Origin of the sequence: Alistipes communis, assembly GCF_006542665.1 — a bacterium.
Taxonomy (GTDB): domain Bacteria; phylum Bacteroidota; class Bacteroidia; order Bacteroidales; family Rikenellaceae; genus Alistipes; species Alistipes communis.
On the sequence record NZ_AP019735.1, the window covers coordinates 344,355 to 369,202 of the forward strand.

The following is a 24,848-nucleotide window of genomic DNA, read 5'->3' on the forward strand; positions in this document are numbered from 1 at the left end:
CATTCCAAAACATTCGAATCGACTATGAAAAACATATTGAAATACCTGCTCCTCTGCTGTTCGGCCCTGTCGCTGTTCGGCTGCGAGGACTACCTCGACAAGACGCCGCAGGGCGACAAGACGGAAGAGGATGTTTTCACCCGTTTCAACGAAACGGAACAACTTATCAACCGTCTCTATTTCTACGTGCGCGCCGCCGACCAGCCGCTGGTGCATATCCGCTATTTCAGCGACTCGGCGCTCGCCGACGAGTGCGAAGGTTCGTCGGCCGAGAACGGCTGGTCGAACAAGTTCAACGAAGGCGACTGGGAACCCGGTGCGGAACTCTACTCGAAATGCAACGCCACGACCGACGCCGGAGCCTGCCACACTTTCTGGCCTGCGCTCTATCAAGACATCCGCTGTGCAAACGTCATTCTCGAAGGTATCGAGAAATACAACACGCCCGACTCGCAGGTACACCCCGGAACGCTGTCGCAGCGTATCGGCGAGGTCTATTTCCTGCGCGCCTACCTGCACTACTGCGTGTTGAAGAGCTACGGCGAATGCCCCTACGTGGACTACACGGTCGACCCCAACAACCTGCCGAAATTCGAGCGCGAGAACGTCCACTCGATCGTCGAAAAGATATGCAACGACTGCGACAACGCCTTTTCGCGCGTTCCGGAGCGCTATCTGGCCGAGCAGTTCGGCCGTGTGGAGAAGGGTACCTGCCTGGCATTGAAAGCCATGGCGCGTTGGATCGCCGCCACGCCGCTCTACAACGGCTCGACGCTCAAAGGCGATAACCGCAACTACGCCTCCGAGTACCAGCGTTACGATCCCGCCCGCTGGGACGCTGCCGCCGCGGCAGCGAAGGCCGTCATCGATTTCACGACCAACACCGGCGAAAAACGCTATTCGCTCTACCAGGGAGCCGATAAGAGCAACACGACGAACTTCGGCAACGTAGACGAAAGCAACGGCAAGGTCTACACCCGTCTGTGGGAGTTGTTCAGCGGAACCGCCCGCTCGCTCGACGCCAAGAAATGCGAATGGATCTGGTTCTTCCTTCAAGCCAAGACCGTCGGTTATCACAACGACATGTATCCCCCCTCGTCGCAGGGACAGGCTCGCGAAGTTCCCGTACAGGAGCATGTCGACGAATACGAGGTAATCGGCCCCGACGGCTACGGCTATCCGATCTACGCCCTCAAAGAGAACCACAAGGCGCTCTACGGCGGTCTGATCTCCGAGGAGGATATGGCCAAGGCCTACGACGACGCCAACCCCTACGAGAACCGCGATCCGCGTTTCTACCGCGACATCACCTACCACGGCGCGATGTTCAAGGGCAAGTGGATCAACACCGCGACGGGTTCGGATGAGATCAACGCCGCAAACTCGACGACGACGGGCTACTTCACCCACAAATTCTTCGACGGCTACTACACCAAGGGCATGTCGGGCGACTGGAACATGGACGCTCCGCTGATCCGTCTGGCGACGATCTACCTCGTCTACGCCGAGGCCGTCACCCGTTCGAAGGGCGCGACGGACGAAGTCTACAACATGATGAACGACCTGCGCGCACGCTCGTTCATGGCTCCCATTCCGCCTGCCGCGAAGACCAACAAGGAGCTGCTGCTCGACTACATCCTGCGCGAACGCCGCGTCGAACTCTACCACGAAAAGAGCCGTTTCTTCTCCACGCGCTTCTACCTCGAACCGACCAGTCCGACCGAGTTGGCCAAAGAGTCGCAATGGAACGCATTGCCCGGCAGCAACGACGAGAAGGCCCAGCAGTACTTCGCCAAGTACGGCGCCTATCCCAAGACGCAGCACCGCATCTGCGGCATGAGGCCCGTGGAAGACCCCGACGGCAAGATCTCGGTAGGAGGCAAGAAATACCGCATGGAACGCTTCTGGAAGGAAGACCGCGTGTTCCTCGAAAAGCACTATCTCTTCCCGATCCCGACCGAAGAGCTGCAACGAGCTAACATCCAACAGAATCCGAATTGGTAAACAATCCTCAGACCAGATGTCCGGCGGACATCTGGTCTGAAACTAAAATGCAACTGCTATGAAAATGAATCCGATCTTCAATCTGCTGCGCCGCACGATGTTCGCAGCATTGGCCGCAACGACGATCGCCTGCGGCGGAGACGATCCGGTCGTCCCCCAACTGCCCGGCGGAGGCAATAACGGCCAGGACGGCACGGAAGAGGAGAAACCCGAGATCAAGCCCGACGAGGGCATCACCCTCTACGGGCTGGTGAGCGACAGCGAAGGCAATCCCCTCGAAGGCATCGTCGTCAGCGACGGTTACAGCGTCGTCGCCACCGATGCGAAAGGCGTCTACCAGATCGTGCGCAGCGCCAACGCCAAGTACGTCTTCATCTCCGCCCCGTCGGGTTATGAAATTCCCACGCAGGCGAATTACGGCTCCTACCAGGGAACCTACCAGGCGGCGAACTCGCTGACGGGCAGCAGCACGAAGCCCTACCGCGCCGACTTCACGCTGACGAAACTCTCCCAGAGCGACACCCGCTTCCTGCTCTTCGGACTGGGCGATCCCCAGCCCGACAACGACGAGCACATCAAGCGTTTCCGCACGGAGACCGTGCCCGACGTCAAGAAGATCAAGGCCGACTACACGATCCCGACCGTCGGCATCGCGCTGGGAGACATCCTGGGCAAGGGCGACGCACAGACCTTCACCTCGATGAAGCGTGCGCTGGGCGAGACGGGCGTCCCCTTCTTCACCACCATCGGCAACCACGACAAGAGCTCGGTCGACTACACGGGCGACACCTATCGCGACGTGCTCGGCCCGCGGTGGTACTCGTTCAACCGCGGCGAAGTGCATTTCGTCGCGATGGACAACTGCCTCTTCTCGGGTCAGGACTACACCGGCGGCTTCACCGACGAGCAGGTGGCGTGGCTCGAAAAGGATCTGTCCTTCGTCCCCACGAGCAAGATGATCGTGCTCTACTACCACATCCCGCTGCGCGACACGAACTACCGCAACCGCCAGAAGGTGCTCGACCTGATTTCCAAATACCAGAACCCTACGCTGATGTGCGCCCACACGCACTATTTCCAGCCCTATCACATGCGCTCGCATAACCTCTTCGAACGTATCCACGGCGGTACGTGCGGCTATTTCTGGCGCTCGAACTGCGGCGGCGACGGCACGCCCAACGGCTTCATGGTCTACGAGATCGACGGAACGAAGATCGTCGACACCTATTTCAAGGCCTCGCAGCGTCCCGACGATCACCAGATACGCCTCTATCACGGCGACGCCGTCTTCGCGGGGCCTTACGCCACCTACAAATACGATCTGGGGGCGGACGTCGTCGTAGCCAACGTCTTCGCCGCCGGCATGGACGGCACGACGTGGAAAGTGGAGCTGTCCGAGGACGGCGGCAAAACGTGGAGCGACATGAGCCCGATCGAGCAAAACTACGGCGACCGCTGGATTCGGGGATACCACATCGGCGTCGAACACCACCCCACCGAAAGCGGTACGAGCCCCTGCTATCACCAGTATCAGTACAAACTGAAAGATGCGGCCGCCACCGCCATCGAGGTGCGTGCGACCGACAGCTTCGGCCATGTCTACACGCAGGATACCTTCACTGCGGACAACGACTTCACGGAGGCGGAAAAATACTGACCGCACCCCTCCCGCACAAACGGACGGACTGCCTTTTTCAGGCAGTCCGTCCGTGTTTCCGAAACCGGCCTTAGCCTGACCGGCGAAGCGTGCCGAAAAAGATTCGTACCCGCAGCCGCCGTATTTTCAAGAAAAAACAGTACCTTTCTCAACCGGAACCGGACACCCGCTCCCGACCGAATCGGAACGGCTTTTGCACCGGACGCGGACAAAACGAAAGGCATTATTTATGGAGAAAGTCATTCATCGGGCCGCCACGCGCGGTTACTTCGACCACGGCTGGTTACAGACGTTCCACACATTCAGCTTTGCGGATTACTACAACCCGCAACGGATTCATTTCGGTGCGCTGCGCGTGCTGAACGACGACACGGTGGCAGGCGGGGAAGGTTTCGGCTCGCACCCGCACGACAACATGGAGATCATCTCGATCCCCCTGTCGGGCGAGCTGCGCCACGAAGACAGCATGGGCCACGGCGAAGTGCTGCGGCCGGGCGAAATACAGGTGATGTCGGCCGGCACGGGAATCGTCCACAGCGAATTCAACAACCTGCCCGACCGGGAGGTGAAATTCCTGCAAATCTGGATTTTCCCCGACCGTGACGATTTGACGCCCCGCTACGAGCAGATCCGCCTCGCAAAGGCCGAACCCGACCGGCTGCGCCCGATCGTCGCACCGAAAGGAGAAGGCGGCGAGCACGTGGGGTGGATTCACCAGAAGGCATGGCTCTCGACGCTCGACCTGACGTCCGGCGCCGAAACGGATTACGAACTGCACGGCGCCAATCACGGCGTCTACCTCTTCGTGCTGGAAGGTGTCGTCGAAGCGGCCGGAGAGACGCTCCGCACGCGCGACGGCATGGGCATCCGCCGGACGGAACGTGTCGCGCTGCGAGGCATTGAGAATTCGCACCTCCTGTTGATCGAAGTACCGATGTAACGAAACGAAACTATAAATTCAATCATGCAAAACGAAACACCCGACTTCCCGACGCGCCTCGCCGCCTGCGCCCGACAACTCCGCCGCCACGGTTTCGAAGCCGTGTGCGTCGCCGACCTGGCCGAAGCGGGCCGGAGGCTGCGCGACGAGATCGCCCGCTGCGCACCGCGGTCGATCTCTTACGGCGATTCGATGACGCTGCGCGCCACAGGGATCGTCGAAGAGCTGCGCAACGGCAGCCGCTATGAATTCATCGACGGATTCGATCCCGCCCTGCCGCGACCCGAACAGCTCGAAGTACGGCGCAAAGGATTGCTCGCCGACTTTTTCATGACGGGCGTCAACGCCGTCACGCTCGGCGGATCGCTCTATTGGGTCGACATGGTGGGCAACCGCACCGCACCCGTGATCTTCGGGCCGCGCCGCGTAGTGCTGCTGGCCGGTCGCAACAAAATCGTCGATACACAGGCCGACGCCGAGCGGCGCGTCCAGCAGATCGCAGGGCCGAAGAACGTCGCACGCCACACGGGATTCCGCACCCCGTGCGCCGTGACGGGACTCTGCGCCGACTGCAACTCGCCGCAGCGCATCTGCAACTCGCGCGTATGGCTCGAACGGTGTTATCCCGCCGGACGAATTCTCGTGCTGCTGATCGACGAGGAGGCAGGACTTTAAGCCTCTTTCGCACGACGCAGCGACTCGGGCAACGCTAGCGAAATGCGGGTGCTGCTGGCCAACGCGCCGGCCAGTGCCAACGCCGCCGAGACATAGAGCGCCAGATGCGTACTGTTCGACGGAAAGAGGTGGAAAAAGAGCGCCATGAGCGCCGCGCCGGTCGTCTGACCGATGAGCCGCGCCGTGGCGAGCATCCCGCTGGCCGAACCGCTGCGGTAGGCGGGCGCCGAAGCGATGAGGATGCTGTTGTTGGGCGATTGGAACAACCCGAAGCCCGCACCGCACACCACCAGCCGCCAGATGATCGCCCCGTCGGTCGGATGGTCGGGCAGCAGGGCCAGCAACAACAGTCCGGCAGCCATGACCGTCAGTCCCACGCCGCCCAACACACCCGCATGGACGCGCTCGACCAGCAGCCCCGCCACGGGGGCAACGACGACGATCACGGCTGGCCACGCCGTGAGCAGAAGTCCGGTCTGGACGTCGCTGTAACCCAGCTCCTTCTGTAAGAAGAACGGCAGTGCCACCAGAGCCAGCATCTGCGCGACGAAGGAGCAGATCGACGTGAAAACCGAGAGCGAAAAGATCGGAATGCGCAGCAGATCGAACGGCAGCAACGGATAGGGTTTCCGGAGCTGGCTGCGCACGAAGAGATAACCCACCACGCAGAACGCCGACGCGCCGCAGGCCACGATGCGCGGATCGAGCCCGTGCGAAAAACCCTCGACCGAAGCGATCAACAGCCCGAAGGTCAGGGCGTTCATTACGCCGTCGCGCCAGTCGAAGCGACGGTCGGAGAGCCGGACGGGATTGTACGGCAGGAAACGCATGCTGAGCCAGACGGCCGCGATGCCGATCGGAATATTGATGGCGAAGAGCCAGTGCCACGACGCCATCGAAAGAATCGCGGCCGCGAGCGTCGGCCCCGCCACCGAGGCGATGGCCACCACCGTGGCATTGATGCCCATGCCGCGCCCCAACTGGTCGCGCGGGTAGATGATACGGATGATCGACGTATTGATACTCACCACAGCCGCACCGCCGAATCCCTGAATCACCCGCATGGCGATCAGCATTTCCAGCGAGCCGGCAAAAGCGCAGCCTACCGACGAGAGGGTGAAGAAGACGAGTCCGCCGATGTAGATGCGGCGGTAGCCGACGACATCGCCCAGCGTCGAAAAACTCAGCAGCGAAACGACGATCGCCAGCTGATAGGCATTGACCACCCAGATCGAATCGGCCGACGAGACTCCCAGCTCGTGGGCGATCGTCGGCAGCGCGACATTGGCGATCGTACCGTCCAGTACCGACAGCGCCACGCCGAACGTGACGGCCAGAATCGCCCACAGCCGGCGCGGCATCGGCAGCCCGTTCCATTCGGTATCGCCTACGATCTGTCCTGTCATGACTCCTGTGCTGCGTTATCAGTCGACAAAATTACAACTTTTCACCGGAAACGCCTGCTCAAAAACGGAAAATCGTTATCTTCGGCTGACGCCGAAGATACTTCGCCTAAACAAAAAGCAAATAAATTTGCATGGCGCCCGTTTATTCGTATCTTTGACTTCGTCTTAGATACTTCGCCTCGGCCATGCAAATAAATTTGCATGGCGCACGGCTTAATCGTATCTTTGTTCGAACGCCGTCTTCGTCGGGCCGAACCGGACCGCCGCGTATCGGGCCGGAAACAGGGGAACGGCGATCGAAAACAGATGTTTTCCCCGAGCCGAGCGCAGAGGCGAACAAAATTCGGGCTATGCCGAGGCGAGAAAACGACTGCAAAAAAACAAACCATTTCGTCAAGCCGAGTGCAATCGAGTTTACTCGAATTGTCGAGGCGAGAAATGGACGAACGAAATTCAACATTTTTCCGTTAAAACCATTCAGCCATGAAAAACCTGCTTTTCGTCGCAGCCGCCCTGTTGGGAGCGTGCGCGACACAGCCGCCCAAGCCGGCGGCCACCCCCGTCGAGATGACCGAATGCATCGCACTCGCCGCACCTGCGGCCAAGGCCGGAGCGACGATCAACGAGGCGCTTGCCGCTCGCCGCTCGTGGCGGGAGTTCGGCCCTGAGAAACTCTCGCTTGAAGAGCTTTCGGGCGTACTGTGGGCCGCAGCGGGCGAGAACCGCACGGACGGAAAGCTGACCGCGCCGTCAGCACTGGCGCTCTACCCCATCACGGTCTATGCCGTTTTCGAAGAGGGCATCTACCGCTACGACGGCCGCGAACAGACGCTGACCCGCGTAGCCGAGGGCGACCACCGCGCCGCCGCAGGACGCCAGCCCTTCGTGGCGACCGCACCGCTCAACCTGGTCTACATCGCCGACCTGCAAACCTACGAAGGCAAGGGCATCCCCGAAGAGAACGTACTGATGCTCTGTGCAATGGATGCCGCAGGTTATGCCGAGAACGTCAACCTCTACACCGCAGGCCATGCGCTGCGGTCGATCACGCGCGGCAGTGCGGCAGCCGACGAACTGCTCTCCCTGCTGCGGCTCGATCCGGCGCGCTACCGCTTCATCCTGGCGCAGTCGGTCGGGAAATAACCGGTGAAACCGTATGAAAAGAGGAGGGCTGCGACTTATTTGTCGCAGCCCTCCTCTTTTCGGAACGCACCTTTTTTAGAAACGATAGGAAGCGCCTACCGAAATAATCAGCGGATTGCTCCAATTCTTGTGCGTCTCGATCATGTACTTCAAGCCCGCGGTGATATCCCACCGGTCGGCTACCGCATAGTCGAACCCTGCACCGAGGTTGATACCGGCCGACCAGTCGCCGAAATCATTGACGCTGATACCCGCCAGCGGATAGAGATTCCAACGGTCGGCCACGGGGAACAGGTAGTGTACGTCGCAATTCAGATCGATCGAACAGCCGTCGTGGCAGAGCAACGTCAGCGCCGGTTCCAGACGCAGCTGGTCGAGAACATTGTAACGCGCGGCAGCTCCGATGCCGAAAACCGTATCCGCATCCCACGCCGTGTAAATGTTAATACGCGGCATGATCGCCCAATCGCCCTTGTCCTGAGCCGAAGCCGTCGTCGAGATGCAGACGACAGCCGCAAGCAACAATAACAACTTTTTCATCTTTTTCTTATAGATTTAAAATTCCAGTTTCCAAAAATAGAAAAAATTTTGCCAAGTTGTTATTTTTTTCAATGGAATCCGCCTTTTTCAACACAAACGGCCCGCTTCGAAGCGGGCCGTTTGTGTATTCCGGACAAATCAACTACTTTCCGGTCAGCGCAGCGTGGGCGGCCGCCAGACGGGCGATCGGCACACGGAACGGCGAGCAGCTGACGTAATTCAGGCCGGCATAGTGGCAGAACTCTACCGACGAAGGTTCGCCGCCGTGTTCGCCGCAGATACCGCATTTGAGTTGCAGACGCGTGCTGCGACCTTTGAGCACGGCCTCCCGAACCAACTGCCCCACGCCGTTGCGGTCGAGGATCTGGAAGGGGTCGTTCTTCAAGATGCCCTTTTCGAGATAGACCGGCAGGAACTTGGCGATGTCGTCGCGCGAGAAGCCCAGCGTCATCTGCGTCAGGTCGTTCGTGCCGAACGAGAAGAACTCCGCCACCTCGGCGATCTGGTTGGCCGTCACGGCCGCACGCGGCACCTCGATCATCGTACCGACCATATAGTCGATCTTGTCGTTACGCTCAGCGAAGACCTCGTCGGCCGTGCGGTCGATGATATTTTTCTGGTAGCGCAACTCCTTGTGGTTGCCCACCAGCGGCACCATGATCTCCACATGCACGGGGATACCCGCCGCACGGACATTCATCGCAGCCTCGATGATGGCGCGCGTCTGCATCTCCGTAATTTCAGGATAGGTATTTCCCAGACGGCAGCCGCGGTGCCCCAGCATGGGATTGACCTCGCTCAGCTCCTCGACCTTGGCCGCGATCTTCTCGAAGGGTACGCCCATCTCCTTGGCCAGCTCGCGCTGCTCCTTCTCGAAATGGGGCACGAACTCGTGCAGAGGGGGATCAAGCAGGCGCACCGTCACGGGGTATCCTTTCATCACCTTGAAGAGGCCCTCGAAGTCGCCGCGCTGGATGGGCAGCAGCTTCGCCAGCGCCACGCGGCGGCCCGCCTCGTCGTCGGCCAGGATCATCTCGCGCACGGCCTTGATGCGGTCGCCCTCGAAGAACATGTGCTCCGTGCGGCACAGGCCGATGCCCTCCGCACCGAACGCGAACGCCTGCTCGGCATCCTTCGGCGAATCGGCGTTGGCGCGCACTTTCAGCACCGAATATTTACCGGCCAGCTCCATCAGCTTGCCGAAGTCGCCGCTCAGGTCGGCGTCGCGCGTGGCGACCTGGCCGAGGTAGACCTCGCCGGTCGAACCGTTGAGCGAAATCCAGTCGCCCTCCTTGATCGTATAGCCGTTGACCTCGATCGTGCGTGCCTTGTAGTCGATCTTCAACTCGCCGGCACCCGACACGCAGCACTTGCCCATACCGCGCGCAACGACCGCCGCGTGCGACGTCATACCGCCGCGTGCGGTGAGGATGCCCGCAGCGTCGAGCATCCCCTTCAAATCTTCGGGCGAAGTCTCGATACGCACCAGCACCGCCTTTTGACCCGTCTTGGCCAACACCTTTTCGGCATCGTCGGCGAAGAAGACCACCGGCCCCGTCGCGGCGCCCGGCGATGCGGGCAAACCCTTGACGATCACCTCGGCGTGCTTGATCGCCGTCTTGTCGAAGACGGGGTGCAGCAACTCGTCCAGCTTGGCAGGCTCGCAACGCAGCACGGCGGTTTTCTCGTCGATCAGCCCCTCGCGCAGCATGTCCATGGCGATTTTGACCATCGCAGCGCCCGTGCGCTTGCCGTTGCGGCACTGCAACATCCACAGCTTGCCGTCCTGAATGGTGAACTCGATGTCCTGCATGTCGGTGAAGTACTTCTCCAAATGATGCTGAATCTCGTCGAGCTCCTTGTAGACGGCCGGCATCACCTCCTCCAACGAAGGATATTTCGCACGACGCTCCTCCTCCGAAATATTCTGCGCCTTGGCCCAACGCTTCGACCCCTCGACGGTGATCTGCTGCGGCGTGCGGATACCCGCCACCACGTCTTCGCCCTGCGCATTGATGAGGTACTCGCCGTTGAAGATGTTCTCGCCCGTGGCGGCATCGCGCGAGAAGGCTACGCCCGTCGCCGAATTTTCGCCCATGTTGCCGAAGACCATCGCCTGTACCGACACGGCCGTACCCCACTCGGCAGGGATGTTGTTGAGCTTGCGGTAGAGAATGGCACGCTCGTTCATCCACGAACCGAAAACGGCGCACACGGCACCCCACAGCTGATCCCACGGATCGGCGGGGAAATCCTCGCCCGTCTGCTTCTTGACGGCGGCCTTGAACGCAGCGACCAGTTCTTTCAGATCGTCGGTCGTCAGTTCGGTATCCTGCTTCACGCCGCGTTTGGCCTTCTGCTCCTCGATGAGCACCTCGAACGGATCGTGATCCTCCTTCGTCTGAGGCTTCATACCCAGCACCACGTCGCCGTACATCTGTACGAAGCGGCGGTAGGAATCCCATGCAAAACGCGGATTGCCCGTGCGCTTGGCCACAGCCTCGACGGCCACGTCGTTCATGCCGAGGTTCAGAATCGTATCCATCATACCCGGCATCGACGCGCGGGCGCCCGAACGCACCGAGACCAGCAACGGCATGGTCTTGTCACCGAAGCGCATGTTCGTGAGCTGCTCGATGTGTTTCACCGCACGCTCCACTTCGGGGCGCAGCAACTCGATGACCTTATCCTTTCCGTGAGCGTAATACTCCGTACATACCTCCGTCGTGATCGTAAAGCCCGGGGGAACGGGAATGCCGATGAGATTCATCTCGGCCAGATTGGCACCCTTACCGCCCAGCAGCTCGCGCATCTTGCCATTTCCTTCGGCGGCCTTGTTGCCGAAGGTATAAACACGTTTTACATCTGCCATAATTCCTAAAAAATTTAACTATCTTAAAGTTTATTCGTTGTTATTTTTAACTTCTTCCTACAAAGGGAGTGCGAATATAATATTTTTTTCGTGACGGGCCAAAGATTTTCACCGGAAATAACAGAATACCGGCAAATTAGCGCCCGGTCCGCCCTCGTACCGCCGGCGGGTATAGGTCGCCCACGGCGCTTCGCCCGACGGGTCGAACAGCCAACGGCGGGCGTACACATCGCCGCGAACTACACGGAACGCCGTATCGATCAACACGTTGCTGCGCATTTCCCAGCGATTCCCCGCACGGCGCGTACCCCGTCCGGCACGGCGTGCCGCCGCAAGGGGTTCCGACAGTCCGCAGCGCTGCGGCTCGGCACCCGCCGTGCGCCCCGCGACCAGCAGCCGTTCGTCGGGATGCTGCCGGCGGTGCTCCTCGATCTTGTAGCCGATATAGCGGTCGCTGGCGCTCATCAGCAGACACACGCGCCCTGCTCCGCGCAGTTCGCCCGCCGCCGTCATCCAGAAATGGCCCGCCTCCACCCTGTCCGGGAAGAAGCGGTCGCCGAAGTAAAACAGGGCGAAATCCAGTCCGTTATAGCTGTCGGTCGTGCGAAACAGGTAAGCGTAGTCGCCCTTGCAAGCCGCCGCCACGTCGCGCACCACCGATTCGTTCTCGACGCCGTACAACCCGACGAGCGGCAGTCCCAGCGAGTCGATCACGGCGGCCGTCTGCATCACTTTGCGACGGTAGCGTTCGCCCGTCCAGCGCATCTCTCCCTGCGGCAGATAGCGCGTATCGTTGCCGAACGGCGACGGCACCGTGTCGTAGAGGCAGTCCGCATCGTAAAAGGCCACGCCGTGCGGCGGCTGCGCGCGAACCCGAAGCCCTGCGGCCAGCAGGCAGAAACCCGCCATACATCCCACTATGATCCGTAACTTCGGCACGTTCGACGATTTAGCGTAGGTAAAGATAGTAAAAAACGGGAATCCCGCAAGCGACGGCTCAAAAAAATCGCGCCGGCTTTCGTGTCCGACCGCGGCCGCACCGCCCTCCGCACGCGGCAACGGAGGCGAACGCCGGACATCGGCCCGACAAATATCCCCGCACGATTTGCCGTTCCGGAAATTAAACCTATCTTTGACGCAAATAAACACGCCGGATGTACGACACGTTTTTCAAACCGGATTCGGTTTCATAGGAATCCGCCCACCGTCGCGGATTCCGACACATCGGGTTCCCGGACATTGCGTCCAGGGAGATTTTTCATGTTATCCATTCATTCGCATCCGAAGGATCCGCTCGGCGGCTCCCCGCAGATGCACAAATACAAACAACGACAATGAGCAAAGAGTATAATCTGATTTCCGACTTCGACTACCGAATCATCGCAGCGTTTTTCGCCGGTCTCGACCGGCAAGGCCCGGGCGACGACGCCCAGACACGCCGCGCGCTGAGCTTCATCGACGGACTGCCGCCCCGTCCCCGCATAGCCGACATCGGCTGCGGCACCGGACGCCAGACGGCGGTGCTCGCATCGGCGCTCGACGGTCCCGTCACGGCCGTCGACCTGCTGCCCGAAATGATCGAGGGATTGCACCGGCGAATGGAGACCGAAGGCCGGACGGAGCAAGTCACGGGCATCGTCGCCTCGATGCTGTCGCTGCCCTTCGCCGAGGCGTCGTTCGACCTGCTGTGGGCCGAAGGTTCCATTTACAACATCGGCTTCGAGAAGGGGCTGACCCAGTGGCGGAGGTTCCTCAAACCCGACGGGTTCATCGCCGTCACGGAGTGTTCGTGGCTATCGTCCGCACGGCCCGACGAAATGGAATTCTTCCGCGACAACTTCCCTGAAATCGACGACATTTCGGGCAAAATCCGCTGCATGGAACGGGCCGGATACCGTCCCGTCGCCCACTTCATCCTGCCCGATTCCTGCTGGACGGAAAACTACTACGCACCGGCAGCCGCCCGCGCACGGGAATTTCTCGCAACCTACGACGACGCCCCTCTCGCCCGACATTTCGTCGAACGATTGGAAGAGGAGATCGAGCAGTACCGTCGCTACGGCCGTCGTTACGGCTATGTCTTCTACATCGGGCAACGGACAGAGTGATCCGTATGCACACGCACAGCGAGGGCTGGCAACTGATGTTGCCGGCCCTCGTTCCGTTCGGCCGCTACCGGTCGATCACCCCCGAACCAACCAGCGTCTCCCCGTCGTACCAGACGGCGAACTGGCCGGGCGTGACGCCCCGCTGGGGCTCGTCGAAAAGCAGATACCCGCCCTCGTCGCACACGACGAGTTCGGCGCCCTGCAACGGCTGGCGGTAACGGATACGCACTCGGAAACGCCGCCGCTGCCCCGCCCGCATCCGCTCGGCGGGGTCGATCCAGTGCAGGTCGCCGGCCTTCATGAAGAGCGCCTTGCGGTAGAGCCCCGGGTGCGCGTCGCCTTCGCCGACATAGATCACGTTCTGCCCGACGTCGGTGGCCAGCACGAAGAGCGACTCGCGGCGGCCGCCGATCCCCAGCCCCTTGCGCTGGCCGATCGTATAGAAATGGGCCCCGTTGTGCTCGCCGATCTTCTTGCCGTCGCGCACGGTGTAGCGCCACGGCTCGGCCAATGCCGGAAGGTCGTCGGGAGCCGCTGTGCGGGCGTATTTCGGCCAGTCAGCCCGGATCTCGTGGACGTTGCCCCGTTTGGCCGCGAGCTTCTGTTGCAGAAAAACCGGCAGGTCGACCTTGCCGACGAAGCAGATGCCCTGCGAATCCTTGCGCCTGGCCGTAGCCAGGTGCTGCTCTTCGGCGATGCGCCGCACTTCGGGCTTGGTAAGCCCCCCGACGGGGAAAAGCGCCCGCGACAGCTGCTCCTGCGACAACTGGCAGAGGAAATAGCTCTGATCCTTGTTGCCGTCGACGCCCGCCAGCAGGCGGTAATGCTCCGTGCCGTCGGCCGCCGCGACGCACTCCCGCCGGCAATAGTGTCCCGTCGCCACGAAATCGGCCCCCAGCCGCAACGCCTCTTTCAGGAAAACGTCGAACTTGATCTCGCGGTTGCACAGCACGTCGGGATTGGGCGTGCGTCCCCGTTCGTACTCGGCGAACATGTAATCGACCACCCGCCGCCGGTACTCCTCCGAGAGGTCGACGACGTGGAAGGGAATGTCGAGCCGCCTGGCGACCAGCTCGGCGAACACGCGGTCGTCGTGCCACGGGCAGTCGCCTTCGAGCGTACCCGTCGTATCGTGCCAGTTAATCATGAAGAGGCCCACCACCTCGTAGCCCTGCTCTTTGAGCAGGTAAGCCGCCACCGAGGAGTCGACGCCCCCCGAAAGTCCTATGACAACGCGCTGCATGGTCTTCACTTCGAATTTTTCAGTCGTTCAGCGACAGCAGCCCCTCGGGCAGCGTCATCCGCAGGCGCCGGCCCTCGAAATCGATCTCCGCAATGAACTCCCCGACGGCCGGCACGAGGTATTCGCGCCCGTCGATCGTCACGCCCAGCAGCGGATTGGCCTCGCTGTCGTAATAGTCCGTCACCTCACCCTGCCGGCCGTCCACGTCGGCGGCGAATCCGATCAGATCCTCCATATAGAACTCATCGTCGGAACGCTCTTCATCGGCCTCGACGAAGAGTTCGAGCCCCACCAGTTCGGAGGCTCGCCGCGCCGTATCCCAGTCGGCGAACTCCGCCAGCGCGCCCGCGGCTCCGCGACGCTCGAACCGCTCGCACCACAGCGGCACGTCGAGCGAATCGATGCGCACGAACAACGGCTCCGACTCCGGCGCGAAATCCTCCGGAAACTCCGCATAGAGCGCCACGACGACGCCTCCGCCCCGTTCGGCGCCGAACAATTTGGTCACTTTGGCAACAGGTAACAACATAACGATCCGGAATTAAATTTCAGCAATCGACGATCGATGCGGCCCCCGTCCGAACAGACCCGACAGCCATGCTGCCGACCGGAAGCCCCCGCCCGACCTCGTATGCTCCGTCACGAAAATTCCCTCCGACACCCTCGCAGGGTATCAGAGGGAATTCCCTATCCAATAATCGAAAAGCCTTATTCTGCGGCAGCCTCGCCCTCGGCAGGCGCTTCGGCGGCTTCGCCCTCGGCGGCAGCCCCTTCGGCCTCAGCGGCGGCAGCGGCTTCGGCAGCCTTCTTCTCGGCGATCGCCTTCGCACGCTCCTCCTTCACCTTGGCCTCGGCAGCCAGACGTGCCTTCTCGGCAGCCTTGGCGTCGGTAGCGAGCTTCGACTCCTTCGAAGCGATCTTGCCCAGCTTCTCCTCCATCCACTTGTTGAACTTGGCCTCGGCATCCGACTCCGAGAAAGCGCCCTTGGCTACACCGCCCAGCAGGTGCTTCTTGTAGAGTACGCCCTTGTACGAAAGAATCGCACGGCAGGTGTCCGTGGGTTGCGCGCCTTTCATCAACCAATCCAGAGCCCGTTCGAAATTGAGCTCGATCGTAGCAGGATTCGTAATCGGGTTGTAGGTACCCAATTTCTCGATGAATTTGCCATCACGTGGCGCTCTGCTATCTGCGGCAACGATATGATAGAAAGGCGCAGCTTTCTTTCCGTGACGTGCCAAACGAATTTTAACAGCCATTTGCTTGTAAAAATTTAATTGTTAATCAGTTATTAAAAGCGCAAAACCCTCGCGGACTTTGCAGCGGGGCAAAGATAGCAAGAATTTTCCACGCGGCCAAATTTCCGTCGGCCAAAAACGCCGCCGACCGGAGCCCCCTAAACGACACCTCCGCAAGCGTGTTCCGAGCCGCAGTCCCGACGGCCGCACGGACACCCACCACCTCTGCGGACGGCCATACACCGTTCGCTCCTGCGTGCCGGAGACCGACTTCGTGCACCGGCAGCCGTCGCAGGTTCAGTACTCGACCTTGTCCTCCTTCCGCTCCCACAGCCGGAAGGCCTGCAACGCCTCGGCGCGCATCATCTCCTCGGAGGGAACCGTCCGCCGCGACGGGGCGAGCGGGATCTGGTCGTAGATAAACGAATCGTCGAAGCCGATCCGCTTGGCGTCCTCGCGCGTATTGGCGAAATAGATCTTGCGGATGCCGGCCCAGTAGATCGCGCTCAGGCACATCGGGCACGGTTCGCAGGAGGAGTAGATTTCGCACTCCTCCAGCTTGAAATCCTTCACCGCGGCGCAGGCGGCGCGAATGGCCGAAACCTCGGCATGCGCCGTGGGATCGTTGAGCAGCGTGACGGAGTTCGTCCCCGTGGCCACCACCTCGCCGCGACGCACGACGACGGCCCCGAACGGGCCGCCGCCCTCGGCGACGCTCTTCTCGGAGAGCGCGATCGCCAGCTCCATAAATTTGTTTTTCGAACCGTTCATGTTTTCGATCTTTAAAACGGGGGATGATCCACCGATACAAATATAGGGATTTTCGCTATATTTGCAAAAAGAAGCGCACTATGCATCCATCGGATATTATCGGCTCGATCGCCGCCATCGCCATGGTCTTCGGGTACCTGCCCCAGACCGTGCGTACCGTTCGCACCCGCTCCACCGACGACATCGCCACGGGCACCTTCCTGATGATGGGGTTCGGCTCGGCCTGCTTCGCCGTGCAGGGCATCCTGACAGGCAACATCCCCCTGTTCGTCACCAACCTCCTCACGACGATCATGAGTTCGATCGTCTTCGGGATCAAGATCTACAACGACTATTTCAAAAAGAGACGGTAGACGCCCGTCGCACGACATCGATGAAAACCTATGATTTCGACCGGATCGTCGACCGGCACGGCACGAACGCCGTAAAGTACGACGCGCTGACCGACGTGTTCGGCCGCAAAGAGTTGCTGCCCCTGTGGGTGGCGGACATGGACTTCGCAACGCCCGATTTCATCCTCGACGCCCTCCGGCGGCGACTCGACCATCCCGTGCTGGGCTATACGCAACTGCCCGACGACTACTGGCCGCAGATCGCCGCGTGGATCGAAGCCCGCCACGGCTGGCGTCCCGATCCGGCGTGGATGCGCTTCATTCCCGGCATCGTCAAAGGCATCGGCATGGCGGTGCTGGCACTTACCCGTCCGGGCGACAAGGTGGTCATCCAGCCGCCCGTCTACCACCCCTTCCGGCTGGTCCCCGAACAGATGGGACGCCGCGTGGTCTGCAACCCGCTGCGGCGCACGGGCGACCGCTACGAAATGGACTTCGAGCAGCTCGAAGCCCTTCTGGACGACGACTGCCGGCTGCTGCTCCTCTCCAACCCACACAATCCCGCGGGCATCGTCTGGCCGGAGGAGACGCTGCGCCGGCTGGCCGCGATCTGCGACCGCCGCGGCGTCGTGGTCGTCTCGGACGAGATCCACTGCGACATGGCGCTCTACGGGCATCGTCACCGCCCCTTCGCATCGGTCAGCGACGCGGCGGCGCATTGCAGCGTCACCTTCGGCGCCCCGACCAAGACCTTCAACATCGCCGGCGTGGTCAGTTCCTACGCGATCGTCCCCGACGAGGCGCTGCGCCGCCGCTTTTTCGGCTGGCTCGAAGCGGGTGAGTTCCACGAGGCGCCCCTGCTCTCGGCCGTCGCTACCCGGGCGGCTTTCACGCCCGAAGGCGACGCATGGCGGCGGCAGATGCTGCGGTACGTCGAGGCGAACGTCGACTTCACCGACGACTTCCTGCGGCGATACGTTCCCCGCATCCGGGCGATCCGTCCCGAAGCGTCGTTCCTCGTCTGGCTCGACTGCCGGAAACTGGGGCTGGCGCACGATGCGCTCGTCGACCTCTTCGTCGCACGCGCCGGACTGGCGCTCAACGACGGCGAGATGTTCGGCCCCGGCGGCGAAGGACATATGCGGCTGAACGTCGGGCTGCCGCGCATCCGGCTCGCCGAAGCGCTCGAACGACTGCGGGCGGCGGTCGACGCACGCTGAGGCCCGTTCCGGCAGACGTCCCGACCTGCACTGCGGCAGACGCCGCTTCGCGCCATCGCGATCCGCCCTCCCATTACCGTACCCCGCCGCCGCGATTCTCCGCCGGGTGGGTTTGGAAAGTCGGTGTATTTATATTACTTTTGTGCCGCAAAACGTACTGCATCCGATACGGACGGACGGTTCCGTAGCTCAGTTGGATAGAGCAACAGCCTTCTAAGCTGTGGGTCTTGGGTTCGAATCCCAACGGAATCACGAAAGAAAAAACCGCTTCTCAAAGTATTGAGAGGCGGTTTTTGTCGTCTTATCGGCTTCTTTCCAACAAATATTTACACATCGAAATCGCTTACTTTTGACACTTTCTGTATATATTTGTCTGCAATTGTTGTTCTAATGTTGTTCAGCTATGGCGACCTTCCGAACCTGTATCTTTTCCCACCAGCGACGCGCAGACGGTACTTACAATATCAAGCTGCGCATAACCCACCACCGAAAAAGCCGCTGGATAAGCACGACGCTCTATGCACTGCCCGATGATCTGACGCGGGGATTGAAAATCAAGGATGAAAAACTCAGCCGCAAATGCCGCGAACTGGTCGAAGATTGCATCGACCTCTGCAACGACATGGGATACGCCGTCGAGGAAATGGAGATCGACGAACTCGTCGCACGCATCAAATCAGGATTGAAAGGCGGAGAGCGATTCCGGCTCGATTTCATAGCGTATATGAGGCAGGAAGCGGCGCGGATGAATTCCGGTACGGCATCGATTTACATGACAGCCCTCAACGCGCTGAGACGATACATTGGCCGCGATACGCTCGACATCGGCGAGATCACGGCACCGTTCGTCAAAGGATTCGTGCAATTCATCGAATCGGAGCCTTCGCAACGAGGCGCCAACCGAAAGCAGAAAGGTGAAACTGCAACCAAAAACAAGGGCAACAGGGCACTGTCTCTGTATATTTCGCGCATCAAAACCATCTATAACCGCGCGAAGGAAGAGTTCAACGATGAAGAACTCGGACAAATGAATATTTTGGGCAACCCTTTCAGAAACTTGCGCCTCGAAACACCCGCGCCGACGGCCAAACGAGCCATCTCCGCGGAGTCGATACAGCAGATAATCGACTTGCCGCCACTCGCCAACGAACGCGCTCGGATGGCGCGGGATTGCTTCCTCCTGTCGTTCGCACTGATGGGGATGAACAGCGCCGATCTGCTGACCTGCCCGCCGGCCAGGAAGGACGAAATCGTGTATTTCCGGCAAAAAACCGCATCCCGCCGCACGGACCGTGCAGAAATGCACGTTCGGATAGAGCCGTGCGTCAGCCCTTTGATCGCTCGCTATTCGGATAAGACGGGAAAACGGCTGCTTCACTTCTACCTCCGCTACAAAGATCGCGTGTCATTCAACAAAGCGATCAACAAAGGCCTGAAAGATGTCGGCGAGGCGATAGGCGTCGATGGCCTGACGTTCTACGCTGCGCGGCACTCCTGGGCAACCATAGCGCGGACTCCCCGAGAGGAGGGCGGAGCCGGACTGGACAAATACGTGATTCATGAAGCGTTGAATCACGTTGACACATCCATGAAAGTCACCGATATTTACCTCGTGAAAAACTGGCGTGTCATATTCGACGCCAACAAAGCCGTAATGAATCTTTTCGATTGGAGCGGAATCGGGAAATAATTCCGGCAACGAGTTATCGGAACACGGCCCATCCTATTTTCGTGCCGACATATTGTTCTTCCCGGATCGGATCATACCCTACTATGACCTCACCGCTCCATCGGCCTCTCGTATAGCGTCCGTAGATGCCCGCCCACTGGTTGTATGGATCGATTCCGAGGGCGAGTCCCGTTTCCCAGCGCGGCGGCCGCACCTCGGTATGCAGTTTTGTAACCGTAATCTCACGGACAACGGGCTTTACTACGGCCGAAGCCCGCAACAGCCGGTTTTCTCCTACGGTCGCATCGACAAGGAATGTTCCGGTCGAATCGGCGGAGAAATCCAGCCGGTAATCCCGTTCGAGCAGATAGTCGGCGATAATTGCGGCTGTATCTACACTCATGTATTTCCATACCGTATCGGCCGGTTCGCGCACCGCGACCGGATAAGGTTCCCGAATGGTGTCGTACACGGGAACCGGCCACGGCACCCATCGGGTAACGGTGCTGTCGCGCATTTCGACGGAAGCCGCCCCGCGGCGGTAGCCCCAGCCGAAAAACAGTGAACCGACGATGAGCACGGCCAATAGATATGCGAGCAGTCGTCTCACAGATGCAACACCTGCCTTCGGTTCTTCCCGTCGGCACGGTATGAAATATGGATCCAGCGGCCCCGATTCTCGTCGATGAGCTGGTCGAAGGGGATCGCGCTGGCTGCGATGCGTTCGAACAGCCGCAGATTATCCGCGACGCTGCCGGTGGTGATGTCGGCCGCTTCGCCCTTCATGTGCTGGCTTGCCGCAGCTCCGCCGACGGCTGCGTTGAGCGCCGGCGATCGGTAGCCGCTGTTCACGCCGATCGGCTTGCCCCAAAGTTCGCGCACGGGATCGAGGCATTCGTCCATCAGCGCATTGAGCCGGCGAATGACGTCGTGCGACGGCGCGTTGTCGATGCTGCGCGCTGCGGCCGTATCGGAACGCAGCAATTCGGAAAGGGTGAAATACGTTGCCATACCTATCCTTTCATTCGGTCATACCACATCTTTGCCCGCCAGCCTGCGGCGGCTCCTGCGGCCGCCCCGAATCCTGCGCAGAGCGTCGCCGTGGTGCGGATGCCACTCGGCAGGAGGTTGAACAGAACGACCAGCGCAATGACGGCGGCCGACACGCAGAGCGCGATTTCGACTTGCTTTTTCATGGCTTTTACAGTATTAAGGTTGAAGCGATTCATACGTTATCGATACTCGGGCAGCAGGTATTGGATGTTCATGGCCGCCGTGTGCATGATCTCCCGCGCATTCTCCTCCGATACGGACAGCGGGCGGGTGAACTCGCAGAAGATGCTGCCTATCCAGTCGTGGCGGTTGTCGTTGAGCCGTTTGATGATGGCCGCCCGACATCCGTAACTCGAAAGGATGGACTTCGCATATTTGTCGTTCACCTGCTCGTCGATGTCCGTGATGTAGAGGAAGAGATTCTTCACCAGATCGCTGCTGAACTTCGGCACCTCCGAAATCGGAAGGCCCTGCATGTGCGGTTTCATCGGTTCCACCCCTTTGCGCTTGACCTCGTAATAGACGGACAGCAGACTCTCGTTGCCGAGCGGATGCGGCTGTACGATATAGACCCGATCGGCATCCAGCTCGTGCAGGACGCTCCACAACTCACCGTACACGATAGACGAATTGTCGGCCCGACGGATGCTTTTCGTCTCTTCGTCCTTTTTGAACTTCTCGATTTTCAGGTCGGTCAGCTTGTTTTTGCTGTACTGGTTATAGGCGAACCACGCAGCGATAATAGTCCCGAGGGCACTGATGATTGCGGGGAGGTATTCCATAGCGATTTCAAAGGTTAAGCGTCGTGTACATGCAGTGATTCCACCTCTTCGCGCTGCGCCACCCGTTCGGCTTCGAGCTCGGCGAGGGTCATCTCGTAGCGGTTGTACTCCTCTTCTATCTGCCGGCGTTCGTCATCTGTCAGCGACAGAATTTCCGAATCGGGCGGAAACAGAATGCCGGAATCTGTGTAGTTCCATTTTTCCAATCCCCGTTCATCGGTAATCTTTCCCCCGTACAGGTTGCACAGGACGCTGCCGTCCTCCACGATTTGTATCACTTCTGCCTCGCTATAAGGCGGGAAATCGATCTTCTTTCTCATACCCCTAAATATTTACATATTACTCTTACTCGCATACCTCCGGACGTTGTATTTCCTGTCGCCATAACTTTAAGATATTGGACAGTAGGGTCTATCGTAATACCTGTCCCATTATATACGGATTTGTTACCGGCGGCGGAGACTGAATATACGGCTCGTGCGTTATAGACCGTCGCGCCGTATATGAACGCCCGTTCATCCGTCCAGTTTTGCACGGTGACATTTGTCAATGCAGACGCATTGTAATTATAAACGGCCACGGCCAGAGCCACATATCCTCTCGGTACGTCGATCCGTTTATTGGCTGTTCCTTCGGCAATATCGGTAAAGAATATACCGCTGTCTATGACTATTTCGCCTTGATTCGGGACACTTTGATACGACAGTTCGGCCGTGCCGCCCGTTGCGGTCGGAACATACGGCAGATCGAGGCCCGCGCCCGACGTGTCGCGCCACTTGTCTGCCAACAGACCTGCGGCGATGTATTCGGCGACCAGTCCGGTGCGCATCTCACCCGACAGAGGCAGCATATACCGTTCGGGCTCGCCGCCGTTCCACAGCGTGGCGACCTCCGAGGCCGTGAGGGCGTAGTTGAAGATGCGATGAAAACGGACAATTCCTTTGAAAATGTAAGCCGAGGTAAGCCGGCCGACGATATACACATTCGCATTTTGATAATTGGGAAAAACAGATGTCTGATTTGTCAGGACTCCATTTACATATACTTTCCCCGTTGTATTCGCAACATCCACCGACAGTAGCACATGGTATGATGTTTCAGGAGACACCCGACCCGCATTCATTAACTGTGACCCTATGTACGCATACATCGATCCATTAGAGACGAACAGTTGAACGTTGCTTTGGGAGCCCCTTGCAGTCGTAAATAGCCTTTGATCCGTAGTTACGTCATCTCCTGTCGTGAAACATATTTCATGTGTCCGATCCCCTTCGAACAACAATGCCGGAGCGTCTGACGAAAAATATCCATCCGAGGTATTTACTCCCGTCTGACGCCCTTCGAGCGGAGCTATCTGCGACGACTCGACGAAGCCCGTCGCGGGGTCGAGGTCGGCTTTGCCGGCGAGTGCAACGGGAATATCCGATACGGACACAGAGGTACGCGTCGCTGAAAAGGTGCCTCCTGACTCTGTAATGGTCAATGCAATGTATTTCCCCGAAGATATATATTCGATTTCGAGTGTTATTTTCAGTGGCAGACCAACACTCCTATTTACATCTACTATCACAGGAATAGATGCACTCCTGTTCGCCGCAGCGGGATCGGTCGACACAACGACGATACAGTTTCGCCCGAGCAACTTCGAGCATAACTTTCTGAATGCGTCTACACCCCCGACGGCCGCACTGATCTCTTCGCTCGTACTGTCGCTATCGATGCCGAGATAACCGGAGGGAAGGGCCGTGTTGTTGAGCAGATCGGCCCACTCCATCGATGATGCCGTATACGGCAGTCTCGATAAGGTAAATGTTTCCGATGTCAACGTAAGACTGGACGGGAGCACGTATGTCTGCGATGCATAATATCCGATGACGGCCTTCGTATCGGCATGCACTCCATATCCTGACGGTACGAGGTATTGTCCTCCGTTATCGGGAATCCTGACAACAGGTACCGTGTGAATCGGATCCGCAACGATCCGATCGTATGCTGCCGCGATTTCAGAGGCAGACATATCGGGCAGATAGCTGTCGTCTATGGGGCCGGCTTTGGTCAACAACACCACAGGGGTTGTGTTCCCCAGAAACTCGGCGATCTGGTCGAGCGTGGCGAAGGTGGACATGCTATCCCCGTCCTGAATCTCCAACGCAACCGCACCGTTCAGGGTCTGAGCTTGCTGTAAGTCTTTGATCTTATAATTTGCCATAGTGTCATTCGGTTTTGGGTAGATCGCCCAGACGCAGGAAATCGTGTACGTTGGACGGATGTTGTCTGAGATGATGCCGAGCCGCTGCGGCCGTCAGATTCAGGTGTGTGTAGAGTTTTCCGCGATAGCGGATCACGATGCCGGATTTGAGCATGTAACCGCCGTTTGCGCCTTTCTGCTCCTTCCGCAAATAGGAGGCGATCATCGCGGCCGCATCACGGAAGCGGTTGGGACACCGGCCGCTGAAATCGGAAAGCATCGGACGCCCGAACACTTCCCGATAATCCGATTCGATCCGCTTCTTCTCTTCCATGCACAGAGAGGTGCCCGATGCGCACCTCTCCATGTACCAGTCCAACGGTTGCATACCCCCCCCTACTCGGCCGGAGTACACAATGCTTCCAGCGCGGCGCGAGAAGCGTCGATACCGCCGGCGTCGAAGAAGATCTGCGGCGTCGGTGCGTTCTGCTCGATCAGGTCGCCGCCCCAACCTCCGTTGTAGCCGTCGCCGTACTTGTCGAGCGTCGCGTTCTGCATCGATGCGCCCTGTTCGTAGCCGATCACACAGAACGCCTGGCTGCCGTCCGCACCCTTCGCCTTGTTCTCGTAGACAGCGACCCAGTCCTCGTTCTTGAACGCCTCGATGTTCTGCGAGTTCGCGGGGCTGTCGGCCAGCATACGCAGCGGCAGCGTCTTGTTGATGGCGATGCCGATTTCGGCGTTCTGATCCTCGTAGATCAGCCCGTTGTAGGGCGTTTTGGAGGGAATCGAGAACCGATAGGCCCTCTTGCCGGATTTGAGTGCGATCTTGGTGATCTTCGGTTTGGTGTAGGTCGTCGCCGATTCGTCCAGATCGGACTTCTTGATAAGATAGGCAATCTTCTCGACGCCCACCCCATAGACCGTGTTGCAATCTTGCAGGATATCGCCTGCCAGATCATTGATACATTCTGCCATTGTTTTTTTAATTTATTATAAAAGGGTTAAT

25 protein-coding genes and 1 tRNA gene are annotated in these 24,848 nt (G+C 59.4%); 10 read left to right on the top strand and 16 right to left on the bottom strand.

Annotation, left to right across the window (positions count from 1 at the left end; all coding sequences use genetic code 11):
• Positions 1 to 24: 24 nt before the first annotated feature.
• The 4 genes from FMF02_RS01480 to FMF02_RS01495 all read left to right on the top strand — a co-directional run bounded on the left by FMF02_RS01480 (position 25) and on the right by FMF02_RS01495 (position 5,276).
• Positions 25 to 2,004, top strand: a complete 1,980-nt coding sequence (locus FMF02_RS01480) for a RagB/SusD family nutrient uptake outer membrane protein (protein WP_141411965.1) — start codon at positions 25 to 27, stop codon at positions 2,002 to 2,004.
• A 58-nt stretch (positions 2,005 to 2,062) separates the two neighbouring features.
• Complete coding sequence (locus FMF02_RS01485; protein ID WP_141411966.1) at positions 2,063 to 3,661, top strand: calcineurin-like phosphoesterase C-terminal domain-containing protein; 1,599 nt, start codon at positions 2,063 to 2,065, stop codon at positions 3,659 to 3,661.
• Between the two features lie 229 nt (positions 3,662 to 3,890).
• Entirely contained in the window at positions 3,891 to 4,601 is a 711-nt protein-coding gene (locus FMF02_RS01490; RefSeq protein ID WP_141411967.1) for a pirin family protein, read from the top strand.
• Between the two features lie 24 nt (positions 4,602 to 4,625).
• Positions 4,626 to 5,276, top strand: a complete 651-nt coding sequence (locus tag FMF02_RS01495; RefSeq protein ID WP_141411968.1) for a lactate utilization protein — start codon at positions 4,626 to 4,628, stop codon at positions 5,274 to 5,276.
• Here the strand turns inward: FMF02_RS01495 and FMF02_RS01500 are convergent.
• On the bottom strand, positions 5,273 to 6,637 hold the full coding sequence (locus tag FMF02_RS01500) for an MFS transporter (protein WP_141413531.1): 1,365 nt from the start codon (positions 6,635 to 6,637) through the stop codon (positions 5,273 to 5,275). The genes FMF02_RS01495 and FMF02_RS01500 overlap by 4 nt on opposite strands.
• Before the next feature lie 528 nt (positions 6,638 to 7,165).
• Between FMF02_RS01500 and FMF02_RS01505 the strand changes: the two genes are divergently transcribed.
• Entirely contained in the window at positions 7,166 to 7,825 is a 660-nt protein-coding gene (locus FMF02_RS01505) for a nitroreductase family protein (protein ID WP_141411969.1), read from the top strand.
• A gap of 75 nt (positions 7,826 to 7,900) precedes the next feature.
• Here FMF02_RS01505 and FMF02_RS01510 read toward each other — a convergent pair whose 3' ends face one another.
• From FMF02_RS01510 to FMF02_RS01520, 3 genes are all read right to left on the bottom strand, one after another.
• On the bottom strand, positions 7,901 to 8,365 hold the full coding sequence (locus FMF02_RS01510) for an outer membrane beta-barrel protein (protein ID WP_026075036.1): 465 nt from the start codon (positions 8,363 to 8,365) through the stop codon (positions 7,901 to 7,903).
• A 142-nt stretch (positions 8,366 to 8,507) separates the two neighbouring features.
• Positions 8,508 to 11,237, bottom strand: a complete 2,730-nt coding sequence (gene ppdK, locus FMF02_RS01515; protein WP_019131154.1) for a pyruvate, phosphate dikinase — start codon at positions 11,235 to 11,237, stop codon at positions 8,508 to 8,510.
• 108 nt (positions 11,238 to 11,345) lie between these two features.
• The gene (locus FMF02_RS01520; protein ID WP_019131155.1) at positions 11,346 to 12,146 is read right to left on the bottom strand and encodes an endonuclease/exonuclease/phosphatase family protein; all 801 of its coding nucleotides are present in this window, start codon (positions 12,144 to 12,146) and stop codon (positions 11,346 to 11,348) included.
• Positions 12,147 to 12,571: 425 nt separating this feature from the next.
• Between FMF02_RS01520 and FMF02_RS01525 the strand changes: the two genes are divergently transcribed.
• Complete coding sequence (locus FMF02_RS01525) at positions 12,572 to 13,345, top strand: class I SAM-dependent methyltransferase (protein WP_019131156.1); 774 nt, start codon at positions 12,572 to 12,574, stop codon at positions 13,343 to 13,345.
• Positions 13,346 to 13,409: 64 nt separating this feature from the next.
• Here FMF02_RS01525 and mnmA read toward each other — a convergent pair whose 3' ends face one another.
• The 4 genes from mnmA to FMF02_RS01545 form a co-directional block, all read right to left on the bottom strand.
• A complete protein-coding gene (gene mnmA / locus FMF02_RS01530; RefSeq protein ID WP_019131157.1) occupies positions 13,410 to 14,588 on the bottom strand; it encodes a tRNA 2-thiouridine(34) synthase MnmA in 1,179 nt (392 codons plus the stop codon).
• Positions 14,589 to 14,607: 19 nt separating this feature from the next.
• Complete coding sequence (rimM, locus tag FMF02_RS01535) at positions 14,608 to 15,117, bottom strand: ribosome maturation factor RimM (protein ID WP_179952775.1); 510 nt, start codon at positions 15,115 to 15,117, stop codon at positions 14,608 to 14,610.
• Positions 15,118 to 15,296: 179 nt separating this feature from the next.
• Positions 15,297 to 15,845 carry a 30S ribosomal protein S16 gene (locus tag FMF02_RS01540; RefSeq protein WP_026075038.1) on the bottom strand — a complete coding sequence of 183 codons (549 nt, stop codon included), beginning with the start codon at positions 15,843 to 15,845 and terminating at the stop codon, positions 15,297 to 15,299.
• Positions 15,846 to 16,121: 276 nt separating this feature from the next.
• Positions 16,122 to 16,595, bottom strand: coding sequence for a nucleoside deaminase (locus tag FMF02_RS01545; protein WP_141411971.1), 474 nt, complete (start codon positions 16,593 to 16,595; stop codon positions 16,122 to 16,124).
• Between the two features lie 80 nt (positions 16,596 to 16,675).
• Here FMF02_RS01545 and FMF02_RS01550 point away from each other — a divergent pair, with 80 nt between their 5' ends.
• The 4 genes from FMF02_RS01550 (at position 16,676) to FMF02_RS01565 (ending at position 19,837) form a co-directional block, all read left to right on the top strand.
• Entirely contained in the window at positions 16,676 to 16,948 is a 273-nt protein-coding gene (locus tag FMF02_RS01550; RefSeq protein WP_019131161.1) for an SWEET family sugar transporter, read from the top strand.
• Positions 16,949 to 16,968: 20 nt separating this feature from the next.
• The gene (locus FMF02_RS01555) at positions 16,969 to 18,147 is read left to right on the top strand and encodes a MalY/PatB family protein (RefSeq protein WP_141411972.1); all 1,179 of its coding nucleotides are present in this window, start codon (positions 16,969 to 16,971) and stop codon (positions 18,145 to 18,147) included.
• Between the two features lie 178 nt (positions 18,148 to 18,325).
• Positions 18,326 to 18,399, top strand: a tRNA-Arg gene (locus FMF02_RS01560).
• A gap of 151 nt (positions 18,400 to 18,550) precedes the next feature.
• Entirely contained in the window at positions 18,551 to 19,837 is a 1,287-nt protein-coding gene (locus FMF02_RS01565; RefSeq protein WP_141411973.1) for a phage integrase SAM-like domain-containing protein, read from the top strand.
• Between the two features lie 13 nt (positions 19,838 to 19,850).
• Here the strand turns inward: FMF02_RS01565 and FMF02_RS01570 are convergent, their stop codons facing one another.
• Genes FMF02_RS01570 through FMF02_RS01605 form a run of 8 tightly spaced genes read right to left on the bottom strand, consistent with a single transcriptional unit; the run spans position 19,851 to position 24,817 of the window.
• Entirely contained in the window at positions 19,851 to 20,426 is a 576-nt protein-coding gene (locus FMF02_RS01570; protein WP_141411974.1) for a hypothetical protein, read from the bottom strand.
• Complete coding sequence (locus tag FMF02_RS01575) at positions 20,423 to 20,827, bottom strand: D-Ala-D-Ala carboxypeptidase family metallohydrolase (protein ID WP_141411975.1); 405 nt, start codon at positions 20,825 to 20,827, stop codon at positions 20,423 to 20,425. Before FMF02_RS01575 ends, FMF02_RS01570 begins: the two co-directional genes overlap by 4 nt.
• A 2-nt stretch (positions 20,828 to 20,829) precedes the next feature.
• A complete protein-coding gene (locus FMF02_RS01580) occupies positions 20,830 to 21,012 on the bottom strand; it encodes a hypothetical protein (RefSeq protein ID WP_141411976.1) in 183 nt (60 codons plus the stop codon).
• A 36-nt stretch (positions 21,013 to 21,048) separates the two neighbouring features.
• Positions 21,049 to 21,651, bottom strand: coding sequence for a hypothetical protein (locus tag FMF02_RS01585; protein WP_141411977.1), 603 nt, complete (start codon positions 21,649 to 21,651; stop codon positions 21,049 to 21,051).
• A 14-nt stretch (positions 21,652 to 21,665) separates the two neighbouring features.
• Positions 21,666 to 21,971: a hypothetical protein gene (locus FMF02_RS01590; protein ID WP_141411978.1), complete on the bottom strand. Its 306-nt coding sequence runs from the start codon at positions 21,969 to 21,971 to the stop codon at positions 21,666 to 21,668.
• Positions 21,968 to 23,860: a LamG-like jellyroll fold domain-containing protein gene (locus FMF02_RS01595; RefSeq protein ID WP_141411979.1), complete on the bottom strand. Its 1,893-nt coding sequence runs from the start codon at positions 23,858 to 23,860 to the stop codon at positions 21,968 to 21,970. The genes FMF02_RS01590 and FMF02_RS01595 overlap by 4 nt, the downstream gene beginning before the upstream one ends.
• 4 nt (positions 23,861 to 23,864) lie before the next feature.
• Positions 23,865 to 24,227 (bottom strand): hypothetical protein, encoded by a 363-nt coding sequence (locus FMF02_RS01600; protein WP_141411980.1) that lies wholly within the window; start codon positions 24,225 to 24,227, stop codon positions 23,865 to 23,867.
• A gap of 8 nt (positions 24,228 to 24,235) precedes the next feature.
• Positions 24,236 to 24,817, bottom strand: a complete 582-nt coding sequence (locus tag FMF02_RS01605; protein WP_019129594.1) for a hypothetical protein — start codon at positions 24,815 to 24,817, stop codon at positions 24,236 to 24,238.
• Positions 24,818 to 24,848: the final 31 nt, after the last annotated feature.